At 36.6% G+C, this 18,301-nt stretch carries 12 protein-coding genes; 7 read left to right on the top strand and 5 right to left on the bottom strand.

Annotated elements, in window-relative coordinates; genetic code table 11:
* Positions 1 to 99 precede the first annotated feature (99 nt).
* The 7 genes from C8N46_RS15755 to C8N46_RS15725 all read left to right on the top strand — a co-directional run bounded on the left by C8N46_RS15755 (position 100) and on the right by C8N46_RS15725 (position 11,540).
* Positions 100 to 2,706, top strand: a complete 2,607-nt coding sequence (locus C8N46_RS15755) for a T9SS type A sorting domain-containing protein (protein ID WP_108115886.1) — start codon at positions 100 to 102, stop codon at positions 2,704 to 2,706.
* A gap of 124 nt (positions 2,707 to 2,830) precedes the next feature.
* The gene (locus C8N46_RS15750) at positions 2,831 to 6,532 is read left to right on the top strand and encodes a fibronectin type III domain-containing protein (RefSeq protein ID WP_108115885.1); all 3,702 of its coding nucleotides are present in this window, start codon (positions 2,831 to 2,833) and stop codon (positions 6,530 to 6,532) included.
* A gap of 73 nt (positions 6,533 to 6,605) precedes the next feature.
* The gene (locus tag C8N46_RS15745; RefSeq protein WP_211314503.1) at positions 6,606 to 7,613 is read left to right on the top strand and encodes a glycosyltransferase; all 1,008 of its coding nucleotides are present in this window, start codon (positions 6,606 to 6,608) and stop codon (positions 7,611 to 7,613) included.
* Between the two features lie 2 nt (positions 7,614 to 7,615).
* A complete protein-coding gene (locus C8N46_RS15740; protein ID WP_108115884.1) occupies positions 7,616 to 8,578 on the top strand; it encodes a CdaR family protein in 963 nt (320 codons plus the stop codon).
* Positions 8,575 to 9,159: a dephospho-CoA kinase gene (coaE, locus tag C8N46_RS15735; protein WP_108115883.1), complete on the top strand. Its 585-nt coding sequence runs from the start codon at positions 8,575 to 8,577 to the stop codon at positions 9,157 to 9,159. The genes C8N46_RS15740 and coaE overlap by 4 nt, the downstream gene beginning before the upstream one ends.
* A gap of 81 nt (positions 9,160 to 9,240) precedes the next feature.
* On the top strand, positions 9,241 to 10,821 hold the full coding sequence (locus C8N46_RS15730; RefSeq protein WP_108115882.1) for a sensor histidine kinase: 1,581 nt from the start codon (positions 9,241 to 9,243) through the stop codon (positions 10,819 to 10,821).
* 5 nt (positions 10,822 to 10,826) lie between these two features.
* A complete protein-coding gene (locus C8N46_RS15725; protein ID WP_108115881.1) occupies positions 10,827 to 11,540 on the top strand; it encodes a response regulator transcription factor in 714 nt (237 codons plus the stop codon).
* Between the two features lie 148 nt (positions 11,541 to 11,688).
* On the opposite strand, the gene C8N46_RS15720 is transcribed toward C8N46_RS15725, so the two are convergent.
* The 5 genes from C8N46_RS15720 to C8N46_RS15700 form a co-directional block, all read right to left on the bottom strand.
* Positions 11,689 to 12,195, bottom strand: coding sequence for a cupin domain-containing protein (locus C8N46_RS15720; RefSeq protein ID WP_108115880.1), 507 nt, complete (start codon positions 12,193 to 12,195; stop codon positions 11,689 to 11,691).
* A gap of 390 nt (positions 12,196 to 12,585) precedes the next feature.
* On the bottom strand, positions 12,586 to 13,491 hold the full coding sequence (gene miaA, locus C8N46_RS15715) for a tRNA (adenosine(37)-N6)-dimethylallyltransferase MiaA (protein WP_108115879.1): 906 nt from the start codon (positions 13,489 to 13,491) through the stop codon (positions 12,586 to 12,588).
* A gap of 9 nt (positions 13,492 to 13,500) precedes the next feature.
* Positions 13,501 to 14,331: an ion transporter gene (locus C8N46_RS15710; RefSeq protein ID WP_108115878.1), complete on the bottom strand. Its 831-nt coding sequence runs from the start codon at positions 14,329 to 14,331 to the stop codon at positions 13,501 to 13,503.
* 20 nt (positions 14,332 to 14,351) lie between these two features.
* Positions 14,352 to 16,319 (bottom strand): DUF3857 domain-containing protein, encoded by a 1,968-nt coding sequence (locus C8N46_RS15705; protein ID WP_108115877.1) that lies wholly within the window; start codon positions 16,317 to 16,319, stop codon positions 14,352 to 14,354.
* Between the two features lie 15 nt (positions 16,320 to 16,334).
* On the bottom strand, positions 16,335 to 18,299 hold the full coding sequence (locus C8N46_RS15700; RefSeq protein WP_108115876.1) for a DUF3857 domain-containing protein: 1,965 nt from the start codon (positions 18,297 to 18,299) through the stop codon (positions 16,335 to 16,337).
* Between the last annotated feature and the right edge of the window lie 2 nt (positions 18,300 to 18,301).

Genomic DNA, 18,301 nt, shown 5'->3' with positions numbered 1-18,301 from the left:
GACAAAAACAGTCTTTTAATCGATATTAACATGGTTCATTCAAAAAAAATGTGGTTATTTCTGCTGATATTCAACTAACTAACAAAAATCAAACTTTTTATGAAAAAAATTACACTTAAAATTTTTATGATTATGTGTTTGTTAGGTACCTATGTAGGTGTCTCACAAACATTGAATCAACCTGCGAATTGGCCTAACGCAGCATGGACACTTTCTGGTACTTATACTGCTGGAGGATTGCTTGGAGATCCAACAACCACAGGGGCTAGCTTCATCTTTGATGATGATGCGGCAGGAAACGGTTCTTCGGATAACATTATCGCGACTTCGCCTGTAATCGACTTAACAGCTGCTAGTATGGCTGGGGAAACTTGGATTACAGTAAGTGGTAACTTTACATACTATCCATTAGGAGGTGATGTATTGGCTATTGAGGTGTATGATGCAGATGCAATGACTTGGAGTGCTATCCAAACTTTTACAGGAAACACGACTACGGTTGCAGACTATCAAAACTGTACAATTTCAGAAGCATATACTTCTTCAGTACTTGATATTTCTGGATTTACAGCTGGACAATTATCTGGATTCCAATACCGTGTTTCGTATGATGATCAAGCTGGATGGCAATATGGATGGTGTATCGAATCACCAACAATTACATCAGCTGCACCACCATCATGTATTGATCCTTCTATGCTAACAGCTTCGAATGTTACAGATACTTCGGCTGATTTAGGTTGGACAGAAGGTGGAACAGCGATGGTTTGGGATGTTGAGATTGTAACTAACGGAACTCCACCAACAGGAACACCAACGGCCTCAACAGCTATGAATCCTTATGCAGCTTCAGGTCTTACCGCAGAAACTGCCTATGACTTTTATGTAAGAGCTGATTGTGGACCAGGAGGAACTTCTAACTGGGTTGGACCACTTACATTCACAACAAATTGTGCGCCAATTAATGCACCTTATGTTGAAGACTTTGAAACATTTACAGCAACTCCAGGAGTTGCATTTGTATCTGAAAACTGTTGGGGTGCTACAAATACAGGAGCATCTTACTTTTGGGAATCAGCTCTAGGTAGTGATACAAGTTCAGGAGGTACTGGACCATCACCAACAATCACAACAGGAAACTACTTCTTTACAGAAGCTTCAGGTTCTTCAATTGGTGATGTTGCAGAGTTAAATTCTCCATTAGTAGATTTAACACCTTTAACAGATCCAGCATTGACATTCAACTACCACATGTTTGGAGGACAAATAGGAACTTTAGATGTCGTTGTAAATGGTACTACAACTGTTTGGACTTTATCAGGACAACAACAAGCAACTGAAACAACTCCTTGGGAGTTAGCAGTAGTTGATTTGGCAGCATACGCAGGACAACAAATTACAGTAACATTTAGAGCAACTGGAGCAGGTACATTTGAAGGAGATATCGCAATCGACAATCCTTCTTTTACGGAATTACCAGCATGTCCTACACCAAATGCTTTAAGCGCTACAAACGTAACGGATACAACTGCTGATTTAGGATGGATGGAAAATGGAACAGCAACGCTTTGGGATATAGAGATTGTAGACATTACTGGAGGTGGAATGGCAACAGGAACACCAACAGTGACAGGAGTTACGAACCCTTATACAGCTACAGGATTGACACAAAATAACGACTATTGTTTTTATGTAAGAGCTGATTGTGGTGGAGGAACATTATCTGCTTGGGCAGGACCATTTTGCTTTACAACATTGGAAACATGTCCAACACCATCTGCGTTAACCGCTACCAACATTATGGAAACGACTGCAGATTTAGGATGGACTGAAAATGGAGTAGCTACTACTTGGAATATTGAATTGGTTGACGTAACTGCAGGAGGTAGTGCAACAGGAACACCAACAGTTTCTGGAGTAATGACTAATCCTTATAATGCAACTGGACTTGTAGGAGATAATAGTTATCAATTCTATGTACAGGCAGATTGTGGTGTAGATGGAACTTCTGCTTGGGCAGGACCATTCTCATTCAATACACCGTATGTAGCTGTGCCGCCAGATTGTACGAACGGAATCTTCTTAGATTCGGGAGGATCTGCTGGAAATTATTCTGATAACGAAAATATTACATACACTATTTGTCCTGATATGGCAGGAGATGCAGTAAATGTTGAATTTACATTCTTCTCAACTGAAAATAACGGAGCTGCTGCATGTTATGACGGATTAACTATCCATGATGGTCCAGACAATACAGCACCAACAATTGACCCTGCTGGTGGCGGAACAATTTGGTGTTTTGATAGAAATGACATGCCAGCAGTTGGAACAGGAGACTTACAAGGAATGACAATTGTTTCTTCTGATCCTTCAGGATGTTTAACATTCGTATTCACATCAGATGGTTCAGTTCAAAGACCAGGATGGGAAGCAAATATTACTTGTGCGCCATTATCAATTGAGTCTGCTGAAGTAAGAGGTTTTGTTCACTATGTAGATACTGTAAACAATGCGTTTGTAGTAAATGCACAAAGCACTATTGCTTCTATTGAAGTATACAACTTAGTAGGACAAATGATTACAACTTCTAAGCCAAATGCGGCTGCAGGAGAAGCAAACTTAGGTTCTGTTAAAAATGGAGTATTCTTCGCAAGAGTTACTTTAGAAAATGGAAGAACTTCAGTTGTTAAATTCGTGAAGTAATTTCATAAATATATAAGAATCTTTAAAAGCTGTTCTTCATTGAACAGCTTTTTTTTATAATAAGTCTCTCTAATCACAAATATTTCATATATTTAAAAATCAACTAACTAAACTAGTATAACTTATGAAAAAAACTACATTTAAAATTTTATTTGTAATGTTTTTCGCAGCCACATTTGCAGGCCTCGCTCAAACATTGAATCAAAATGCCATGTGGCCTAACCCTGCATGGTCACTTACAGGAACTTACAATACTGATCCTGCAGCATTAGAAGCGGATCCTACGGTTTCTTCAAACTTTGCTTTTGACGATGATGATGCAGGAAACGGAAGTGATGACGATATTGCAGCAGAATCACCAATAATTGATTTAACTGCCGCATATACCGCCGGAGAAACATGGATTACCATTTCAGGTAACTTTGTATACAATTATAATAATGATGACATCTTACAATTTGAATATTGGGATGCAGATGCAATGACTTGGAATATTATTGGAACACCTTTTAACGCGGATACTGCAGGAGCACCATTAAATAATTTCTGTTCAGGCACTACTGAAATGTATACTACTGATATACTCAATATCGCAGGATTTACAGTAACACAATTAGCTGGATTTCGATACAGAATTTACTTTGACGATTTAGTTGGCGGTCCAGGTTATGAGTGGGGATTCTGTTTTGATTCACCAACCATTACTTCTGTAACTCCACCATCATGCCCAGATCCATCAGCATTAGCAGTAGCAAATATTACGGATTCAACAGCAGACTTATCCTGGTTAGAAAGTGGGTCTGCAACAGCTTGGGATGTAGAAATTGTAACAACAGGAACTCCACCAACAGGAACACCAACGGCTACAGGAGTTACAAATCCGTATACAGCAACTGGACTTATGCAAGACACGGAATATGACTTTTATGTTAGAGCTAATTGTGGAGTAGATGGGACATCAGCCTTCATAGGACCATTTACATTTAGAACTGCTTGTACTCCAATCGCAGCTCCATACACAGAAAATTTTGAAACATTTACAACGAGTGCTTCAGCTTTTGTTTCTGAAAATTGCTGGACAGGAACAGGAGGATCCTACTTTTGGGAATCTGCGCCAGGAACGGATACAGGTTCAGGAGGAACTGGACCATCACCAACAATTACAACAGGAAATTATTTTTATACTGAAGCATCGGCTGGATCTGCAGGAAATACGACAGACTTAATATCTCCTTTGGTAGATTTATCAGGACTTACGGCACCTTCCTTGACATTTAACTACCACATGTTTGGAGGTAATATGGGAACACTAGATGTTTTAGTAAATGGAACAACAAATGTTTGGTCTTTAAGTGGAGAACAACAAACCTCTGAAACAGCTCCTTGGGAGTTGGCTGTAGTTGATTTATCTGCGTTTACTGGTCAAACGATATCGGTTACTTTTAGAGGAACAAGTGCAGGAACTTTTGAAGGTGATATTTCTATTGATAATGTATCCTTTGATGAATTACCGTCTTGTACAGCACCAAATGCACTGACTGCTACAAATATTGACGGTTTTTCTGCCGATTTAGGATGGACAGAAAATGGAACAGCAACAACTTGGAATATAGAATTAGTAGATATTACTGGAGGAGGAACAGCAACAGGAACTCCAACAGCTACAGGTATTACTACAAATCCTTACAGCGCAACAGGATTAGAACCAAGCAATAATTACGAATTTTATGTGCAAGCAGATTGTGGCGTAGATGGAACCTCAACATGGGTTGGACCATTTGCATTTTCTACAACGGTAGCATGTCCAGAGCCAACTGCTTTGACAGCATCAAATATATTAACTACATCTGCAGATTTAGGATGGACAGCTGGAGGGTCAGAAACCTTATGGGATGTTGAAATAGTTGATATCACAGGAGGAGGAACAGCAACAGGAACTCCAACAGCAACTGGCGTAGCAAATCCGTATACAGCTACTGGTTTAACAGACGATAATGCCTATGAATTTTATGTAAGAGCTGATTGTGGTGCTAACGGTACTTCTGCTTGGGTAGGACCATTTGCTTTCAGAACAGCGTGTACTGCTACCTTAGCTCCTTACACAGAAGATTTTGAAACTTTTACAACGGGCGGTTCAGCTTTCGGAACTGAAAATTGTTGGACAGGAACAGGAGGAGTCTACTATTGGGAATCTGCACCAGGAACGGATGTAGGATCAGGAGGAACTGGACCAGACCCAACTATTACAACTGGAAATTACTTTTATACTGAAGCATCAGCTGGATCTGCTGGTAATACAACAGACTTAATATCTCCATTAGTAGATTTAACAGCATTAACTGCTCCAGCATTGACATTTAATTATCACATGTTTGGAGGACAGATAGGAACATTAGATGTCTTGGTTAATGGAACAACGAATGTTTGGTCGTTAAGTGGAGAACAGCAGACTTCTGCAACAACTCCTTGGGAATTAGCAGTAGTTGATTTATCAGCATTTGCAGGACAAACAATATCTGTAACATTTAGAGCAACAAGCGCAGGAACATTTGAAGGAGATATTTCTATTGACAACGTTTCATTTACGGAATTCCCAGCATGTGCTGCACCAAATGCTTTAAGTGCTACAAACCTAACGGATACAACTGCTGATTTAGGATGGACGGAAAATGGAACAGCAACAGTATGGGACATTGAAATTGTAGACATTACTGGAGGAGGAATGGCAACTGGAACACCAACAGTGACAGGTGTTGCTACAAATCCTTACAATGCTACAGGATTGATACAAAATAACGACTATTGCTTTTATGTAAGATCTGATTGCGGTGGAGGTACATTCTCTGCATGGGCAGGACCATTCTGCTTTACAACATTAGAAACGTGTCCAGCACCATCTGCTTTGACAGCTACCAATATCATGGAAACGACTGCAGATTTAGGTTGGACAGAAAACGGAGCAGCAACTACTTGGAATATTGAACTTGTAGACGTAACTGCAGGAGGTAGTGCAACAGGAACACCAACAGTTTCTGGAGTAATGACTAACCCTTATAATGCAACGGGACTTGTAGGAGATAATAACTATCAATTCTATGTACAGGCAGATTGTGGTGTAGATGGAGTTTCTGCTTGGGCAGGACCATTTTCATTCAATACACCGTATGTAGCTGTGCCGCCAGATTGTACGAACGGAATCTTCTTAGATTCGGGAGGAGCTTCAGGAAACTATTCTGATAACGAAAATATTACATACACTATTTGTCCTGATATGGCAGGCGACGCAGTAACAGTTGAATTTACATTCTTCTCAACTGAAAATAACGGAGCTACTGCATGTTATGATGGATTAACTATCCATGATGGTCCAGACAATACAGCATCAACAATTGACCCTGCTGGTGGCGGAACAATTTGGTGTTTTGATAGAAATGACATGCCAGCAATTGGAACAGGAGATTTACAAGGAATGATGATTACTTCTTCTGATCCTTCAGGATGTTTAACTTTTGTATTCACATCAGATGGTTCAGTTCAAAGACCAGGATGGGAAGCAAATGTTACCTGTGGTCCGTTGTCAGTTGAATCTGCAGAAGTGAGAGGTTTTATTCACTATGTAAATACCAATACAAATAGTTTTGTAGTAAATGCACAAAGTAATATTGAATCTATTGTAGTATACAACTTAGTGGGGCAAACCATCGCAAAAGTGTCACCAAATGCAGACGAAGGAGAAGCATACCTTGGATCTGCTAAAAACGGCGTTTACTTTGCTAGAGTAACATTAGAAAATGGAAGAACTTCAGTTGTTAAATTCGTGAAGTAATTTTATAAACATATAATTGCATTAAAAGCTGTTCTTCATTGAACAGCTTTTTTTGTTTCCCTATATTTGCGCCATGCAAATCAAATTCTCCATAATTGTCCCTGTATATAACCGACCAGATGAGGTTGAAGAATTACTGGAAAGTATTAAGAAACAAACGTTTCAAGAAGCCTTTGAAGTGGTGATTGTGGAAGATGGTTCTACAATGCCTGCAACTGATGTAATTGAAGCATACAAAGATGCTTTAGATATTACGTATTATTTCAAACCAAATTCTGGACCAGGCGACTCTCGTAATTATGGAATGAAACGCGCCAAAGGAAATTACTATCTCATTTTTGATTCTGATTGTATTTTGCCACCACAATATCTCACGGAAGTGTCAAAAGCACTCAACAGAAAGTATGTGGATTGTTTTGGCGGGCCAGATGCAGCGCATTCTTCATTTACTACTATTCAAAAAGCAATTAGTTATGCCATGACAGCTTTCCTGACTACAGGCGGCATTAGAGGCGGAAAAAATGCGGTGCAAAAGTTTCAACCAAGAAGCTTTAATATGGGCATTTCCAAAGCTGCTTTTGAAGCTACAGAAGGTTTTGGACAAATTCATCCAGGAGAAGATCCTGATTTGACCATTCGTATCTGGAAAGCGGGTTACGAAACAATCTTAATTCCGGAAGCGTATGTGTATCATAAACGAAGAATTTCTTGGGAAAAATTTCGTATTCAGGTCAATAAGTTTGGCATGGTGCGTCCTATTTTAAATTTATGGCATCCAGAAACGGCAAAGCTTACCTATTGGTTTCCAACACTATTTTGTATAGGTTTTATAATTTCGATACTGTTCAGCATATTTTTAGCTTTTCATTGGTTTTTAATTGGATATGCTGTATATTTTACATTGATATTATTGGATGCTTTGCGGACAACAAAAAGTATAAAAATTGCTTTTTTATCGTTGATTGCAGTGTGTATTCAATTTTATGGATATGGCGTAGGATTTTTAAAATCGACCATAGCAATACAAATTTTCAAACAAAAACCAGAAGAACGATTTCCAAAACTCTTCTTTAAAAAATAAGTATGCCTCAAGGAATTCAAAGTTTTTTTGCAGAAATGTTTAAAAGGAAAAAATTCAATGTTTTTCTACTTTTTTTCATCATTTCCTTCGTGGTTTGGACACTGGTAAAACTTTCCAACACCTACACAGACACCATTACGATGACGGTAGCATATACAAACTTATCAGAAGATAAAATTCTACTAGGAAGTAAAAAAAGCACACTGGAAGCCCAAATAAAAACAACAGGTTTTCGAATGTTGCGGCAAAAACTCTTTCAAAAAGAAATAGAAGTCGATTTGGAAAATGTGTTTAAAACGAATACAGATAATACCTTTTACGTACTTTCTGATGCTGCCGTAAATAAGCATATCTATCAAGATATTGAAATTTTAAAAGTATCACCAGATACCTTATTTTTTACCCTTGGAAAGAACAAAACAAAGCGTGTTCCTGTCATTCATCAATTGGCGTTAGAGTTTGAAAAAGGGTATAATCTCTATGATTCCTTGCAAATAGAACCAAAAGAAATTGAAATTTCTGGCCCTGAAGATGTTGTTGACGGTGTCAAAGTAGTGTTCACAGAAATCAAACAGCTTGAAAAAATAAGCAACAATATTGATTTGGAATTGAAATTGCTAAAAAACGATTCCTTAAAACGGCTTAGCTATTCGCAAGAAACTGTCAGCGCAACAGCCAAAGTTGATAAATTCACCGAAGGAAAACTATCTGTTCCGTTGCAGGTACGCAATCTTCCGCAAGGATTCTCCATCAAATTGTTTCCGAAAGAAGTCATGGTAACATACACGGCAAATGTTTCTGACTTTAATACCATTACACAAAACGATTTTACGGTGTATTGCGACTATAATGATATAAAAAACAACAAGGCTTCTTTTTTTATTCCTAAATTGGCAAAATATCCTGAAACGGTAAAAATGTATCGCATCGAAAACAAAAAAATAAATTTCTTAATCAAAAAATGATTGTCGGACTTACAGGTGGCATCGGAAGTGGAAAAACAACCATCGCAAAAATGTTTCACGAATTGGGCGTTTCTATCTACATAGCAGATATTGAAGCTAAAAAGTTGATGCATTCTTCTAGTGAAATCAAAGAAGAATTAATAGCGACTTTTGGAAAAAAAACGTATATTAAAGGGAAACTAAACCGAAGTTACCTGTCAAATATTGTCTTCAATCAGCCTGAAGAACTCAAAAAAATAAATGCCATTGTGCATCCGCGTGTTGGTCAGCATTTTAAAGATTGGTATGCGGAACGCAGCAGTGAAAAATACATTATAAAGGAAGTTGCCATACTTTTTGAAAATGGCTCCTATAAACAATGCGATAAAATAATCACCGTAGTAGCGCCATTGGAAACCCGTTTTGAGCGTTTGTTACAACGCGATGAAACTACACGAGCAGCTATTCAAAGTCGCATGAATACGCAATGGAGTGATGCCGATAAAATAGCACTTTCCGATTATGTAATTCACAATGAGGACTTGGAGAATGCAAGAGCACAAGTCGCTAAAATTCACGATGAAATTATGCATTCAACCTAGAAAATCTGGTAAAATTAACATATTTGTTAAGGTTTGGTTAAAAAGTTACTATAACCGATATTATACGTTAATTTTGATTAAATGAGTAAACGATTATTTATTGTTCTAGTCATTTTGATGAGCCTATCGCTCATCGGGATTATATTTGTTCAAGGATATTGGATTGCTACGGGTGTGGAGGACAAACAAGAGTCATTTTCACTCAATGCAAACCAAATTTTAAAGAGCGTATCAGAAAAAGTTACCGAATACCAAGATCGAAAATACTATTTACGATTTCAAAAATTGATTGATAGTGTAGGCGAACCCAAAGATTCTCAAGTTTTAAATGTCTTTCTAATTCAAAGTTCGGACGAAAAAAACAACGAAACTAGCATCTACACACGTGGTATTATAGAAGAAGATTTTAATATTTTCCCAACGTTCATTGACAGTGCTTCCGAAGACGACAGTACATCCATCAAAAACTTTAAAGTTGTGGAAACTCGTGTGACATTTCGAGAAGATATGTTGGACAATACCGATTTTAAACTGACACCAGTTCAGAAATTTAAAAAGGTAAACAGTATATCCAAAAAAATGGCGCAATTCAAAGAAATCATCAACGAATTAACCAAACAAATTCCTATTGATGAACGCGTAAATACAGATTTACTATCGTATTTAATACAAGGATATTTGGATGAATTTAATTTGGATATGGATTTTGAATTTGGTGTGTACGATGACGAATTGGCAACAAAAATAAAATCTGACGGCTTCAAAATTACAAATGACGGCATGTACAATGTGCCACTTTTTGAAGATGAAGACAAAGAAAGCGGCTATACATTATATGTAAGTTTTCCAAAACGTAATAAATACGTGTTGTCGTCCATTATGGGAATGGCAATTATGTCTATCGTTTTTACATTAATTATCATCATAGCGTATTCAAGTGCCTTGTACCAGTTAATCAAACAGAAGCAAATCTCAGAAATCAAAACGGATTTCATCAACAATATGACGCATGAGTTTAAAACACCAATTGCTACCATTAATTTAGCGTTGGATGCAGTGCGAAATCCGAAGATTATTGACGATAAAGAAAAAGTAAAGCGCTACTTGCGAATGATTCGTGAAGAAAATAAACGCATGCATGCACAGGTAGAAAATGTATTGCGCATATCCAAACTAGAAAAAAATCAATTGGATATCAGTAAGGATGCTATTGACGTTCACGACCTAATTGAAGATGCATTGTCACATATAGAATTGATTGTGGAAGACAGAAAAGGGTATGTAAAAACCCAATTAAATGCAAAACATTCAATGGTTATGGCAAATGATACACACTTTACCAATGTATTGGTAAACATTTTAGACAATGCCATAAAATATACTGAAGGAGAACCAAAAATTGACGTTTTTACGGAAGTAGTAAAAAATAGCATACAGATTAAAATAAAAGACCAAGGACAGGGAATGTCTAAATCTGTACAAAAAAGAATATTTGAAAAATTTTATAGAGAACATACAGGTGATATACATAATGTAAAGGGGCACGGACTTGGACTGGCTTACGTAAAGCGTATCGTTGACGACCACGGTGGTCAAATTAGCGTGGAAAGTGAAAAAGGAAAAGGAAGTACATTCATTATTAAATTACCATTAATATCGTAACTAACATGGAGATTCAAAACAAAAAAATTTTATTAGTAGAAGATGATCCGAATTTTGGAACTGTATTGAAAGACTATCTATCAATGAACGATTATGACGTTGTTCATGCAAAAAACGGAATGGAAGGCTTTGAGAAATTCAAAAAAGACAATTTCGACCTTTGTATTCTTGACGTCATGATGCCGTATAAAGATGGTTTTACATTAGCAAAAGAAATTCGTGAAAAAAACACCGAAGTTCCTATCATTTTCTTAACCGCAAAAGCATTGAAAGAAGATGTGATGAAAGGATACAAAGTAGGCGCAGACGACTACTTAAACAAACCTTTCGACTCTGAAGTATTATTGATGAAAATTAAAGCAATAATGCAACGCAAAACATCCGATTCAGTGGCCGACAGCAAACAATTCGAGTTTGAAATTGGGCGATTCAGCTTAAACTCAAAACTACGTTTCTTAACCTTTGACGAGGAAGAACCAATAAAATTATCGCCAAAAGAAAATGAATTATTGCGTTTGTTAGCCTTGCATGAAAATGATTTAATGCCAAGAGAACTCGCCTTAACTAAGATTTGGAGAGATGATAACTATTTCACTTCTAGGTCAATGGATGTATATATTGCCAAACTACGTAAGTATTTAAAAAGAGATGAAGACGTAGAAATCTTAAACATTCACGGAGAAGGATTTAGATTGGTAATAAAGAACAAAGCAGAGTAGAAGCGAAGTCATTTATTCCCCTAAAAACAATTGAAAACATAGTCGGCACCCGAACGTCGACTTTTTCATTTGATGGATAGTCGTCTGAATACTCTAATGCTAGCTAATCGTTTCCTCTGAATGCTCAGTAGGCTCGTCCCTAAGTAGTTTACGCTCTAGTAAGTCTATGGATAATAGTTGCGTGTTGCGGGTATATTTCTTGTAATTCTTCTCGTTTTGCCAATTCGAAATCGTCAAAATCAAATCCTGGCGCAACTGTACAACCTACAAACGCATACGAATCTTTTTGAGGAACGCTTGACGCGAACCAACAACCTGCAGGAACTACTAATTGCGGTTGTTCTCCGCTACTAAAATTCATCCCAACCTTATGTTCGGTATACTTTCCTTGTTTGTCAATTACATGTACGCTCAACGAACTTCCACCGTAAAAATGCCAAATTTCATCTTGTTTGATGCGATGAAACGCAGAAAAATTCTCAGAAGTCAACAAAAAATAAATACTCGTACAATAACTGCGATTCCCTGAAAAATCATCAGGCAAGGCATCTTTTGCAATTATTTTTTCACTGCGATATACTTCTTTGTAAAATCCGCCTTCGGGATGCGGTAGTAATTCTAAATTTTTTACGAGTTGTTGGATTTCTTTGGTCATTCTTTTTTGGGTGTTAGGTTTTTGATGTTAGGTTTTTGGTGTTGGGTTGTTTTTTGTCGATTTGTTTATGCTGAGCTTGTCGAAGCGTTGCTCTTTTTGGTTTATGAGTTTAGAGGTTTATGCGTCGATTCAACATTTAAAATTACAGTTCCAAACTACTTCTCGATACAAAATTGTTGCACAAATCCACTCGAAGTGACGGTTTGAAACTGAACTTGAATTTGAAACTCAAAACGTCTGTTCGAGTGGTTTTCGGAATGAAATGAAGAAAATTGTATCAAGAACTCCTTTGATACTTAGTAGTTTACAACAATTGAACATTCAAAATTCAACATTCAAAATTCAACATTCAAAATTCAACATTCAAAATTCAACATTCAACATTCAACATCAAACAAGTCTCTTTTCAATGCCCTCAACAATCCGCTGTACATCTTCTTCATAATCAAACCACAACGTTTCTTCATCTCTTCGAAACCAAGTTCCTTGTCGCTTGGCAAAACGGCGTGTATTTTTTTTAATTTCGCTTATCGCGAATTCCAACGTAAAATTTCCATCAAAATATTCAAAAAGTTCCCGATAGCCAACCGTTTGCAAGGCGTTTAGCGATTTATGAGGATACAAAGCTTTGGCTTCTTCCAACAAACCTGCTTCCATCATCAAATCCACTCTACGATTGATGCGATGGTACACAGTTTCTCTTTCAGCAGTTAAACCAACCTTGATTGTAGTGAAATTTCGTGTCGCAGCCGTATCTTTCAAAAAGCTAGAATACGGTTTGCCACTTCCAATACAAATTTCCAGCGCACGTATCAAACGATGCGGATTTTCCAAGGCAACACGTTCATAATGCACAGGATCAAGCTGTTGTAGCATTTTTTGTAACGAAACAATTCCTTCAGTTTCCAATTGCTGATTCAAGTTTTCTCGAATTTTAGGATCCACTTTTGGAAAATCATCCAAGCCTTTAACCACAGCATCTACATACAAACCGCTACCGCCAACCATAATGACGACATTGTGTTTTTTGAATAATTCTTCTAGTTTGGTAATGGCATCTTTTTCGAATTGTCCGACATTATATTCCTCAAAAATACTTTTATGTTGAATAAAATGATGTGTTGCAGCATTTAGTTCTTCTTCCGAAGGCACAGCGGTGCCAATTTTCATTTCTTTAAAAAACTGTCTGGAATCGCAAGAAATAATTTCGGTTTTGAAATGTTGCGCCAGTTGTATGCTCAACGCCGTTTTTCCAATCGCAGTGGCGCCGACAATAGAAATAAGATAATTCGTCATGAAAATAAATTAATCGGTTTCTTCTGGATGTAACGCTTCGCCACAATTATAACAAAATTCAGCGTTGTTTTTATGACCTGACGACGCACAATTCGGACACGATTGCGTGTTTAAATGAATTTCATCTTTGTCCATCGTTGCGAGTTCGGCAGTTACAATTCCCGTCGGAACGGCAATAATTCCATATCCCAAAATCATAATGATGGAGGCAATAAATTGTCCCAAAGAAGTCAATGGCGCAATATCTCCGTAACCGACAGTCGTCAGCGTTACAATTGCCCAATAAATACTTCGCGGAATGCTGGTAAATTCACTTTCTTCGCCGCTTTCAATCAAATACATCACAGAGCCTAAAATGGTGCATAAAATCAAAATAAACATGATAAACACGCCAATTTTTATCTTACTGGCATTCAATGCGCGCATGATATTATTGGATTCGCCGATATAACGCGCTAGTTTTAAGACTCTAAAAATTCGCATCAATCGCAGTGCGCGTAAAGCAATGAGCGATTGCGAACCAACGATGAATAAGGATAGGTATTTTGGAATGGTAGAAAACAAATCGACCAAACCGTAAAAGCTAAAAATGTATTTTGTTGGTTTTTTGATGGAAATGATACGCGCAAAATATTCTATGGTGAATAAAATGGTGATAATCCATTCGGAAATATCCAGAAAAGTGCCGTGTTTTTCCGCAAACTCTTCTACACTTTCCAGCATGACCAAGCCAATACTTGCCAAAATTAAAATCAGTAAAATGACGTCAAACAGCTTTCCTTCTTTAGTGTCTGCTTCGTAAATGATTTCGTGAAGTTTCGATTTCCAATCTTTTGCCATACTGCTAAAATACTATTAATTTAGGAATTCTTTTTCTTAATAGTTAAAAGCGTATTTTTTTGAATTTTAACAACATCTCTAAAAAAAGACTTTAATACTTCATATTCTTCTGTAACAAAATGAAAATGATTGATTAATAGTGTAAAAGTCAAGGTGAGATTTTCGTTTTTTTGTAAGGTTGTGAGTTGGTAAACGGCTTTTTTTCCGTCCAATTCACGTATTTGATTTTTAGGAATGCTTTCAAATTCATACTTTTCAGGAAGCGATATCATAAAACGAGTAGTGTAAAATCTTGGATAGGCAAAGTCTACAGGATATTCTCGTTTTTGAAGCGTAAACGGATTTTTTGGAAATATTTTATAGACAAAAGGATCTAAAAACAAAGTTGTATTGGTAAATTCTTTATCAATTTCAAAGGTAAAGGATTCTTTTAGAGGAAGTTCTGCTGTTTCTTTATCAACTAATTTGTAATCCGTAATTTCAAGGTTTTCGTACTCACTTTCAATACTATTTAAATAGTCTTTAGTAGTTGTACTGTCTTTTAGCGTTCTATAATTCAGTGCAATATGTCCTGTAGAAGCATTTTGAAATTGTCCTTTAATAGTGCCGTCTTCTTCAAGTTTCATACTGACTGATGTGGTAAACTTATTTATTGGATATGGAGTGATGGTTTCCCAATAGCTTTCCGCAACAAAATCAAGTGCTCTTCCTTTATAATTTAAAGCTTTTACTGGTAAAACCCCAAAAGGCGCATTTTTATCCGTAGCATCTAAAAAGTAAACTTTTCCATCGACAATTGTTTTCACTATCATGTGATTAAAGTCTGATATTTCAGGGTATTCTAATGTTGGAATGCTTCTATTTCTAGTAGCAACTAATAAGACTTCTGCATGCAAATTTGCAGCTTGCAAAGCGCTCATCAGCGATAAGTTGATTTCTGAAACACTTCCACTTTTGTTTCGAAAGGCTTTCCTTAAATTATTGTCTTCCAGTCCACCAAGTTCACCGTTCCACGTGTAAAGATCTCTAATGAATTGATATATTTTTTGTGCTTTTTCTAGTCTTGGTGCGATAGTCAACAACTCTTTTGGTAAGAAACTTTTAAACATGTTCTTTTTTAGGATGGACTTTATATTAAAATCATCTGCCATGATAGAGGTATCAAACTTTTCCCAAGTATCAATAAACCCATAACTTCCAATGCCAAAAATGCGAAAGCTTTTGTATTCTACGAGTTTAAATTCTATTCTAGCGATGTAGTTTTCGTAAGACAATGAAAAATTTTCTTCATCAAACGCAGGTACGTTCAACATAACATAGCGCGATACTTCACAAGTGCCAGCTTCTTTCAATTCAGGAATTGTAAAGCAATTTTTTAGCGGAAAAGCAGTATTCACATCCAGACTCAAATTTCCTTTGAGCGTTCTTAAGAATCTATAATTTGATGGAATTTTTGCATTAAACTCTGAACGAACTTTAGGAATCGTCGATTGAAACATCCAAGGACGAAATGCATACGCATACGGCGATACAAGACTGTATTGATATTCAATAACACTTCCCACTTTTACATTAGGCAATAAAATTTTCAGCTCTTTACTACCATCTGAAATTTCATCATGAATAATTTGACTCGTATCAAAATCAGTAGTACCATCAGTATTGTGCGTAACGGCTTTTATATTGATAATAGTTTCTCGCCCTACATACGGAATTACAATATTAGCGTACTCTATACCTTCCGCTTTTAGAATCTTAATTTTTGAATAATAATGAAGCGTTGTATAAATATCGTTTGCTTCAGGTACAAATTCAAACGTTTTTTTTCCTTGCTCATCCAACACAACCGCAACAGCATTCAGGTCTTTCGAATAGGTTTCCATCGTTAGCTCACGGCTGGATACTTTATGAAATCGGTCTTCAAGTGGATTTTGTCCAAAAGTCTGTAAGAATATCAAACAAAAAATAGATACAAATAAATATTTCATCTCTCTGAAAAATTACTACAATTTCTTTTTAATACCGATTCGCGTATTTTTTTGAAGAATGGAAAGTTTCGCAAAAAAATCTTTTAATTCTTGATATTCTTCTGCTTCGTAATAATAATTATTAAGAATGAGTTTAAAAGATAAGTTTAACTGTGCACCTTGCTGAATAGTTTTGATACCACAAACCGCTTTTCCGTTTGCCAACGTAAAATTCTGGTTTTCAGGAATGTCTGTAAACTCAAAATTTGATGGAATCGATAGTAAAAAACGAGTCGTGTACACACGTGAAAAAGCAAAATCTACGGGATATTGTCGCGCTTCTAGCTGAAATGGATTTTTTGAGAAATTTTTCAAGAAAAACGGATCTATAAAAGTTTCACCATCTGAAAATTCTTCGTCAAACTCTAACGTAAACATTTCTTTGATAGGCTTTTCAGCATCAAGTCGTTCACTAACCTCATAATCAGTAACTTCTAAGAATGGCATACTATTTTCAAAATCATCCAAATACGCATCGGAACCTTGCTCCGCCAATTCAGCTCGCTTTTCGTAGGCAAGATATCCTGTATTGTTTTGCGAAAGTTTTCCTTTGGCAACTCCATCTTCATCTACTGTAATTGTCAAGGTCGTATTTTGACGATTTTGTTGATACGGTGTGATGGTAAACCAATAACTCGGATTTTTAAAATCCATCGCACGACCGTTGTAATTGAGTGCGCGAAGCGGCAACAAACCAAAAGAAAGCATTTTTTCAGTAGCGTCTAACAGAAAGGTTTCTTTGCCAATCGTCACTTTGGCAATCAAATAGTTGAAGTCAGACATCACAGGATGTTTCTGTGTAGGCAATCCTTTCGCTCGTGTCGATAACATGACGGTTTCGGTCTTAATATCAGCTGCCAATAAGCTATTGATTAACGAAAGATTGACTTCTGCTACATTTCCAGTTTTGTCTTGAAACGCTTGTCGCACGTTGGCATCGCCAAACAATCCGTATTCGCCATTCCACGTATAATGATTTTTGATAAACTCATAAATGCGTCGCGCTTTTTCCAATTCAGAAGAAATATCTAAAATTTCATCAGGAAGCTGATTTTTAAAGAAGGTATTCTTACGTACTTGCGCTCCAATATCTTTGTCTTTTCGCATTTCCTTATCAACGGCTTTCCAAGTTTTGGTGTACACATTTTTTCCACCACTATATAAAACTTCTTCTGATAATTCAAAGGCAATTTTAGACAAATAATTATTTCTAGATAGCATAAACGATTCATCGTGAAACGCAGGAATATCTTTCATGGCATATTTTAGCACTTCACAGTCGGCACGACCAAGAACTCCAGCAACTCTGAAACATCCTTTTTCTACTTTGGCACTGTTGACATCTAATTTTTGAAAACCTTTCAAGGTACGATTGTATCTAAAATTGGCTGGAATTTTAGCACTAAATTCACTGTATATTTTCGGAATATTCGACTGAAAATCCCATCCTTCAAAATTGAAATAAAAAGGAGATTCAAGCGTATATTGATATTCAAGGACGCTTCCTGCTTTCACATTTGGAAATGTAAATCGCTTTTCGCCGTAATATTTATTGATATCTACGGAAAATATTTGATCACTTTCCAACTCATCAGTTTCGCCCGGATTGTGTGTGATAGCTTTGATATTTTTGATGACTTCAAAAGCATTTTTGCCTTTGTAAAACGGAATTTGAATATTGGAAACTTCTTCAATGCCTTGTTTGTCTAAAATTTTAATTTTAACATAGTAATGCTTAATAATAAAATACTGATCATTCATTACTTCAAAGTAGCACTCACCGTATTCTTCAAGCACTACAGCATGTGCTTTAAGATCTTTTGCGTAGCTTGTCATGGAAAGTTCCTTTGGAGAAACTCTGTTAAACTTAACGCTCATTGGGTTTTGTCCGTACATAAAAACGGCACATAAAATGGTAACTAAAGTGGTAATCGGTTTCATAA

Origin of the sequence: Kordia periserrulae, from assembly GCF_003054265.1 — a bacterium.
GTDB lineage: Bacteria > Bacteroidota > Bacteroidia > Flavobacteriales > Flavobacteriaceae > Kordia > Kordia periserrulae.
This window is presented reverse-complemented; position numbering and strand designations above follow the sequence as displayed.

Excerpts from the sequence above, each read along its gene's own strand:
- C8N46_RS15755 (WP_108115886.1), top strand. The coding sequence starts at position 100 with ATGAAAAAAATTACACTTAAAATTTTTATGATTATGTGTTTGTTAGGT.
- C8N46_RS15750 (WP_108115885.1), top strand. The coding sequence starts at position 2,831 with ATGAAAAAAACTACATTTAAAATTTTATTTGTAATGTTTTTCGCAGCC.
- C8N46_RS15745 (WP_211314503.1), top strand. The coding sequence starts at position 6,606 with ATGCAAATCAAATTCTCCATAATTGTCCCTGTATATAACCGACCAGAT.
- C8N46_RS15740 (WP_108115884.1), top strand. The coding sequence starts at position 7,616 with ATGCCTCAAGGAATTCAAAGTTTTTTTGCAGAAATGTTTAAAAGGAAA.
- coaE (WP_108115883.1), top strand. The coding sequence starts at position 8,575 with ATGATTGTCGGACTTACAGGTGGCATCGGAAGTGGAAAAACAACCATC.
- C8N46_RS15730 (WP_108115882.1), top strand. The coding sequence starts at position 9,241 with ATGAGTAAACGATTATTTATTGTTCTAGTCATTTTGATGAGCCTATCG.
- C8N46_RS15725 (WP_108115881.1), top strand. The coding sequence starts at position 10,827 with ATGGAGATTCAAAACAAAAAAATTTTATTAGTAGAAGATGATCCGAAT.
- C8N46_RS15720 (WP_108115880.1), bottom strand. The coding sequence starts at position 12,195 with ATGACCAAAGAAATCCAACAACTCGTAAAAAATTTAGAATTACTACCG.
- miaA (WP_108115879.1), bottom strand. The coding sequence starts at position 13,491 with ATGACGAATTATCTTATTTCTATTGTCGGCGCCACTGCGATTGGAAAA.
- C8N46_RS15710 (WP_108115878.1), bottom strand. The coding sequence starts at position 14,331 with ATGGCAAAAGATTGGAAATCGAAACTTCACGAAATCATTTACGAAGCA.
- C8N46_RS15705 (WP_108115877.1), bottom strand. The coding sequence starts at position 16,319 with ATGAAATATTTATTTGTATCTATTTTTTGTTTGATATTCTTACAGACT.
- C8N46_RS15700 (WP_108115876.1), bottom strand. The coding sequence starts at position 18,299 with ATGAAACCGATTACCACTTTAGTTACCATTTTATGTGCCGTTTTTATG.